At 59.0% G+C, this 5278-nt stretch carries 5 protein-coding genes, 1 tRNA gene, 1 pseudogene and 1 other annotated feature; of the genes and pseudogenes, 3 read left to right on the forward strand and 4 right to left on the reverse strand.

The annotated features are described in order from the left end of the window. The 3 genes from QVE23_RS10275 to QVE23_RS10285 all read left to right on the forward strand — a co-directional run. On the forward strand, positions 1 to 294 hold a 294-nt coding region (locus QVE23_RS10275), incomplete at its 5' end, for a hypothetical protein (RefSeq protein WP_287968155.1). A 233-nt stretch (positions 295 to 527) separates the two neighbouring features. After that, positions 528 to 603, forward strand: a tRNA-Ala gene (locus QVE23_RS10280). A 140-nt stretch (positions 604 to 743) separates the two neighbouring features. Next, the gene (locus QVE23_RS10285) at positions 744 to 1130 is read left to right on the forward strand and encodes a metal-dependent transcriptional regulator (RefSeq protein WP_021750078.1); all 387 of its coding nucleotides are present in this window, start codon (positions 744 to 746) and stop codon (positions 1128 to 1130) included. A 38-nt stretch (positions 1131 to 1168) separates the two neighbouring features. On the opposite strand, the gene QVE23_RS10290 is transcribed toward QVE23_RS10285, so the two are convergent. The 4 genes and pseudogenes from QVE23_RS10290 to cgtA all read right to left on the reverse strand — a co-directional run. Continuing rightward, positions 1169 to 1729 carry a putative ABC transporter permease gene (locus tag QVE23_RS10290; protein ID WP_287967176.1) on the reverse strand — a complete coding sequence of 187 codons (561 nt, stop codon included), beginning with the start codon at positions 1727 to 1729 and terminating at the stop codon, positions 1169 to 1171. A 98-nt stretch (positions 1730 to 1827) separates the two neighbouring features. After that, the gene (locus QVE23_RS10295; RefSeq protein WP_021750080.1) at positions 1828 to 2622 is read right to left on the reverse strand and encodes a polysaccharide deacetylase family protein; all 795 of its coding nucleotides are present in this window, start codon (positions 2620 to 2622) and stop codon (positions 1828 to 1830) included. A gap of 160 nt (positions 2623 to 2782) precedes the next feature. Beyond that, positions 2783 to 4166 (reverse strand): annotated as a pseudogene (locus tag QVE23_RS10300) (TrpB-like pyridoxal phosphate-dependent enzyme). 81 nt (positions 4167 to 4247) lie between these two features. After that, positions 4248 to 4496, reverse strand: a binding site (T-box leader). Positions 4497 to 4654: 158 nt separating this feature from the next. Further along, on the reverse strand, positions 4655 to 5278 hold a 624-nt coding region (gene cgtA, locus QVE23_RS10305), incomplete at its 5' end, for an Obg family GTPase CgtA (protein ID WP_287968157.1).

Consider the following 5278-nt stretch of genomic DNA (forward strand, 5'->3'; position numbering starts at 1 on the left):
GTATTTTTATTGATTGGAGGTGTCCTTACGGTACTAGGGATCACCAATATCAAAGGGAATATCTCTTCCATTCATTGGTATAACCGCCGTAAAGTCTCTGAGCGTGATATTCCTAAATATGGAAAGTGTGTCGGGTCCGGAACTCTGGTAATGGGGGTTTCTATGATTCTTTCTGCACTTCTTGAAGTTATTTTTAAAACCGCGATATTGGATTATATTGTCCTTACTGGTTATGCGGTTGGATTGGCTATGATTCTCTATGGTCAATTCAAGTACAACAAGGGCATTTTTTAATTCATCCGCACGGATCGGGAATCAAAGCGGTCCCATTCAATTTCAGAATGAGGCCGTTTTTCCTACACCAGCTCAATCTCGCGCTCCGGCAGGGCTGTCCCGGGCCGGAGATGCCAGGCCGCCCCCTACCGGAAGGTTCTCGGAGCAGATGTGCAAAAATTGAAAAAAGGGGGTTGACATTCTTCTGCCTGCCTGCTATACTAGCAAATGTTCCGCCGCGGAACACACGGCTCGGGGGTATAGCTCAGCTGGGAGAGCGCTTGACTGGCAGTCAAGAGGTCAGCGGTTCGATCCCGCTTATCTCCACCAAAAAAGAGAGACATGTTAAAGCATGTCTCTCTTTTTTCCACTATCCGCATGACCTTTCCCGCTCGAAATAGATCACGGCCGATAGGCGGCTCACGTTTTCCGGCAAGTGATTTATTCTCCAAAGAGAAAGGTTGAGCGCCATGGTAATCCACGAGTCCGCAGAGGACTATCTGGAGTCCATCCTGGTTTTGCAGCAGCGGCGGGGGCAGGTGCGGTCCATTGACATCGTCAACGAGCTGGGATACTCCAAGCCCAGCGTCAGCATCGCCATGAAGAAGCTGCGGGAAAACGGTTATATCTCGATGGATGCGGACGGATTCATCACTCTGAATGAAAGCGGGTTGGAAGTGGCCAGCCGTGTCTACGGTCGGCACAAGACCCTCTCCAAGCTCTTTGTCCTTCTGGGAGTAACGCCGGAGGTGGCCTCGGAGGATGCCTGCAAGGTGGAACACGACCTCAGCGAGGAGACGTTCCGCTGCATCCAGCAGTATCTGGAAAAGATGATGGAAGAACAGAAAGAGGACTGACCAAGTCAGTCCTCTTTTGATTAATGCGGCAGGCGGCATCACCGGAACAGCAGCACGGCGCAGTCCACAGCCAGCAGCACCAGAACGGCGATGCAAGCCCCGCGGCGCACCCGGGGCAACAGGCTGTGGACCAGCCGGTGGAACAGGGGCTGGAGCACGTACAGGAACAACAGTCCGCCCAGTCCGAAGCGGATGGAGGGGGAGAGAGCGATACGGCCCTCAAAGTTGATGGCGTAGTCTCGGTAGGTCTGCCAGGGCCAGGCACCGGTCAGGGCCTCCAGCAGATAGCTGGTGGCCAGCTCGATGGCGGTGGCGGCGATCATGCAGCCCAGGAACACCAGCACCGGCTTCACCCAGCGGAACCACGCTGGCTCCCGCTTAGCCATCAGGCGGGAGAAGGCCAGCAGGAACACTAGGGCGCCGACGCCGTACACCGGGCAGTAGGGCCCCAGCAGCACACCCCGGTTGGTGAATCCCCAGCGGTAGACCACCACTTCCAGAAACACCTCATACAGCCACCCCAGCACGGAGTAGAAAAAGAAATAGAGCACGTAGGACTGAACAGCTTCCATCCACTTGGATTTGGAGAGAGAACGCATGGGACGCCGCCCCCTTTCGTCTCCACCATCCTATCATGTCAGGCGGCAGGAAGCAAGGGGAGAATGAAGCCGGGCGCTGCGTCCGGTCCGGTGCGTGGTCAGGCCAGCCCGGGCAGCTGGTCCAGGGAGGCGAAGGTGTAGCCCATCTCCTCCCACTTGGTCAGCAGGTCATCCAGGATCGCGGCGTTGGTGGCGGAGGTAGAGTGGAGCAGCACGATGGCTCCGTCGTGGATGCGGGGCAGCAGTTTGGCATAGGCCTCCTCCGCAGAAGGTTGATCGTCCGTGTTCCAGTCCACATAGGCCAGACTCCAGAACACGGTGGTGTATCCCAGCTGTTGGGCCTGCTTCAGATTCTCCACACTGTATTTTCCCTGAGGCGGGCGGTAGAACTTGGAGAGAGGCTGTCCTGTGGTCTCCTGGTACAGGGTCTCCAGGTCCGTCAGCTCCTTCTGGAATGCGGCCATGTCCGAGATGCTGGACATATCCGGGTGGTGGTACGTGTGGTTGCCCACAATGTGGCCCTCTGCCGCCATGCGGCGGACGATGTCGGGAGCAGATTCGATCATATGCCCCACCACAAAGAAGGCGGCGGGGGCATTGTGCTTTTTCAGGGCGTCCAGTATGGCCTCTGTGCAGCCGTTCTCATATCCGCAGTCAAAGGTGAGGTAGAGGACCTTTTGGCTGGTATCCCCCAGGTAGTAGGCGCCGTATTGGGCCAGGTCCTCCGCAGAGGCATTGCCCACTGGGGATTCCCCCTCTGTGGGGAAGGATAGCCCCCAGTCCGCAGCCGCAGGGACCGCGATGGGGGCGGAGGCGGTGAGGGCCGGTGCCGGGGCAGTGAAATAAAACAGCGCGGCGAGCGTCAGGCACAGGGAGGCGGACACCAGCGCCATGGCGCCGCGGCGGTTGGGATTGGACACAAGACATTCCTCCAGTCTGGGCAAATGGATTCGGATCCAGTTTGCGCAGACCGGCGACATTTATGCAGAAAAACCACCGGAACAGAGAAAATAGCGGAGGACAACATGTCCTCCGCTGTCTTCGTGACTAGGGTCAATCTTGTCCCGGCACCTTGGGCAGCTGGGCGAAGCTGGCCTCCAGTTCTGCGTCAGTGGGGATATAGTCGGTCATCTGGCCGTTGTGGAACTTCTCATAGGCCACCATATCGAAGTAGCCGGTGCCGGTGAGGCCAAAGACAATGGTCTTCTCTTCGCCGGTCTCCTTGCACTTCATAGCCTCGTCGATGGCTACCCGGATGGCGTGACTGGACTCCGGCGCCGGAAGGATGCCCTCCACCCGGGCGAACTGCTCCGCCGCCTCAAAGACCTTTGTCTGCTCTACCGCACGGGCCTCCATCAGCCCCTCATGGTACAGCTCGGAGAGCACGGGGCTCATGCCGTGGTACCGCAGACCTCCGGCGTGGTTGGCGGAGGGAATGAAGTTGCTGCCCAGAGTGTACATTTTGGCCAGGGGGCAGACCTTGCCGGTGTCACAGAAGTCGTATGCGAATTTGCCGCGGGTGAAGCTGGGGGCAGGAGGCGGGCTCCACGGCGATGAACTGGTAATCCCGCTCGCCCCGCAGCTTTTCACCCATGAAGGGGGAGATCAGACCGCCCAGGTTGCTGCCACCGCCGGCGCAGCCGATGATGATATCGGGCACGATGTTGTACTTGTCCAGAGCCGCCTTGGTCTCCAGACCGATGATGGACTGGTGCAACAGCACCTGGTTAAGGACGCTGCCCAGCACATAGCGGTAGCCGGGCTGGCTGGCGGCGGCTTCCACTGCCTCGGAAATGGCACAGCCCAGGGAGCCGGTGGTACCCGGGTGCTCCTTCAAAATGGCCCGGCCTACGCTGGTGGTATCGGAGGGGGAGGGGGTGACGGCGGCGCCGTAGGTCCGCATGACCTCCCGCCGGAAAGGCTTCTGCTCGTAGCTGACCTTCACCATGTAGACCTGGCAGTCCAGCCCCAGGTAGGAACAGGCCATGGAGAGGGCAGTACCCCACTGGCCGGCGCCGGTCTCAGTGGTGACGCCCTTGAGGCCCTGGTTCTTGGCGTAGTAAGCCTGGGCGATGGCGCTGTTCAGCTTGTGGGAGCCGGAGGTGTTGTTGCCCTCGAACTTGTAGTAGATCTTGGCGGGGGTCTGGAGCTTTTCCTCCAGGCAGTAGGCCCGCACCAGGGGAGAGGGCCGGTACATTTTATAGAAGTCCCGGATCTCCTGGGGGATGGGGATCTCCCGGGTGTCATTGTCCAGTTCCTGCCGGATCAGTTCGTCGCAGAACACCGGACGCAGGTCATCGAAGCCCATGGGCGTGCCGGTGGCGGGGTTCAGCAGAGGGGCGGGCTTGGTCTTCATATCTGCCCGGACATTGTACCAATTCATGGGCATCTCGTCTTCGGTCAGGTAGATTTTGTAGGGGATTTTCTCGAATGTCATGGTTGTGCTCCTTTCTGATCTGCGGCCCTTTGGAGAAAAAGAAAAAGACCTTCATCCCACAAGGACCCATTCCTATGGTTCCCTTGGGACAAAAGTCTGCGACTTCTGCGGTGCCACCCAACTTGGCGATTACTCGCCCACTCGGCGACGTGCCAACACACGTCTTTCCCTGGTAACGGGGGAAAAGCCCGTCGGCGCTTACTGGGGAGAGATCCCGTTCAGCCCGCCCTCTGCGGTCCATTCGGCGGGGCCCCTTCTGCTGCCATCCCACCACCGGCAGCTCTCTTGGAGAAGCGACGTCCGTGTACTCGTCCGCGTCATTGGTTTGTGCTTTTGAACTTGGGCTGAGTGTACAACACGCTGGGCCCGCCTGTCAAGCTCTGAAAAAAACTTTGTGAGTTTATCACAAAAAAGTGTAAAAAATTTCTCTAATTTTCATTTTGAATTTTGGAAGAACAGGGGCGGGCCAAATGGCCCGCCCCTGGATTTTACCGCTGGTATTCAAATTCAAAATCGTATAGGGAAACAATGTCACCGTCCTGGATGCCCATCTCTTCCAGCTTCTGGAAGAAGCCATTGTCCCGCAGCACCTTGTCGAACCACATCCGGCTCTCATAGTCGGCGAAGTTCACGTTGCCCATCACCTGCCGCAGCCAGGGACCCTCCACGATCCAGGTACCGTCGTCCTCCCGGTGGATGTCCAGCGGGGCGGAGGCATCGATCACCGGGGCCTTCGGCACATACTCCGGCTCATACACAGTGACAGGGGGCAGGACGGAGAGCATCTCCGCCGTCTTCTTCACCAGTTCCCGGGTGCCCTGGTGAGCGGCTGCGGAAATCTCCAGGAGCGTGTAGCCCAGAGCCTCCACATGAGACCGGAGCCGCTCCAGGTTGTCGGAGTCCGGGGGGAGGATGTCCACCTTGTTGGCGGCCACGATCTGGGGCCGCTCCGCCAGGTCCGGGCTGTACTGCTTCAGCTCCGCGTTGATGGCATCAAAGTCCTCCACCGGGTCCCGGCCCTCGCTGCCGGACACGTCAACCACATGGACCAGCAGGCGGCAGCGGTCCACGTGCCGCAGGAAGTCGTGGCCCAGGCCGGCGCCCTCGCTGGC

It is taken from the genome of Oscillibacter sp. KLE 1728 (genome assembly GCF_934833455.1).
GTDB classification, from domain to species: domain Bacteria; phylum Bacillota; class Clostridia; order Oscillospirales; family Oscillospiraceae; genus Oscillibacter; species Oscillibacter welbionis.